The 1517-nt window shown below is 31.4% G+C and carries 1 protein-coding gene; it reads left to right on the top strand.

Annotation, left to right across the window (positions count from 1 at the left end; all coding sequences use genetic code 11):
- The first annotated feature begins 144 nt into the window (after window positions 1-144).
- Window positions 145-1398: a hypothetical protein gene (locus H3R28_RS08880; protein ID WP_155565199.1), complete on the top strand. Its 1254-nt coding sequence runs from the start codon at window positions 145-147 to the stop codon at window positions 1396-1398.
- The last annotated feature ends 119 nt before the right edge of the window (window positions 1399-1517 follow it).

Raw genomic sequence — 1517 nt, 5'->3', positions numbered from 1 at the left:
TAAAACATGGATCAGAATTGATGACCTCGCCCAGATTACCAAAGGGCCAATTAACCAGAAATAAAATTATATATTATTGTTATTTTGAATTAAAAATTATAATCTTTACCCTTCATCTTATAAAAATTAAGTAGTGGAATTTATATGTCAAAAAATATTTTAATTACATTTGCCGGTCGTCAAGACAGAATGGAAAATTTAAATCAATATATACGATATGCACTAAACAATAATTTATTAGATGAATGGCATATATGGGATTTTACCCGTAATAAAACTGATAAAGAATATGTCAGAAACAATTACGGACCAATAGCATATATGCAAGATAATGCCGGTTACCAATTTTATAAAGATTTACCCAAAAATTCTAAACTTACCATTCCTTTAAGAATATCAAATGATCTTCATATAGCATTTGTAGAAAAAAACCAGGATAAATTTACAGAGGTTGTCATAGGTGGATGGGGTAACTCCGGTTCGGAAATAAGAAGAGTTGATTCAAAAAATTTATATGACAATAATAGAGACAATACAGAGGAAATTTTTAAAACAGAATTTTTCACTCTCCTAAACGCTTACTGCGATAATATCCTCACGATCAGCAGGGGAAGTGATAACGACATAAATATTTCAATCAACGGATATGAATTTCCAACATTCAACCTCCTTAATAGAGACAATATACCAAAACTATACTTGCAAGGCGGATTTGGTGCATGGCTAGAGTTCTGTTATGTCAATGACAGAATAAAACAATTCATAGGCAACTTAAACGAATCTTATCCCTATTATCATGCCTATCGATATTATGCTTCAAGAATTGACCTTTTCAAAGATGATGTTTTCCTGAAATGTGATGATGATATAGTTTATATTGAACTTGAAAAACTGAAGGAATTCATTGAATTCAGACGAAGAAATGATGAATATTTCCTGTTATCAGCAAACGTTGTCAACAACGGCGTATGTGCCTATTTTCAAAAAGAGAATTTATCCATCCCTGATGAGGTAGGTGAATTTGAACTTCCACCTAACGGTTTTAAGGGTAGTTTATGGGAAAATGGAGAAAAAGCTGAAAAGCTGCACTCTTATTTCATTAAAAATCGTGGAAAGCCCCTACCTTTAACATCAAAAATTGTAGAATGGGACAAAAGGTTATCAATTAATTTTATATCTTGGAAAGGAAGAGATTTACGCTTTATGATGTTGCCTTTTCAATGCGATGATGAACAAATTTTAACAAGCAATACACCACAATATTTAAATCGTAAAACAGCTTTATTTTCCGATTTTACTGTCTCTCATTTAAGTTTTTATTCACAAGAATCTCATATGAATACAGAATTACTTATCAATGAATATGTAAAATTGAGAAAAGAAAAATATAATATTTAAATATCAGTAATTTCCGGTTTTGACCTGAAAAAATTCAGCAATCCTTTCGTCCAGACCTTGCAACAATTGTTGTGGCAGGCAACATAACGCCTGAAAAAGCGAAGGCAACCGTTGAAAAA

Source organism: Commensalibacter sp. M0268 (assembly GCF_016101925.1).
GTDB classification, from domain to species: domain Bacteria; phylum Pseudomonadota; class Alphaproteobacteria; order Acetobacterales; family Acetobacteraceae; genus Commensalibacter; species Commensalibacter melissae.
The sequence above is the reverse complement of the archived record's forward strand: the minus strand, read 5'-3'. Positions and strand labels throughout refer to the sequence as shown.

Coding starts and splice junctions, on each gene's coding strand:
- H3R28_RS08880 (WP_155565199.1), top strand. CDS start 145: ATGTCAAAAAATATTTTAATTACATTTGCCGGTCGTCAAGACAGAATG.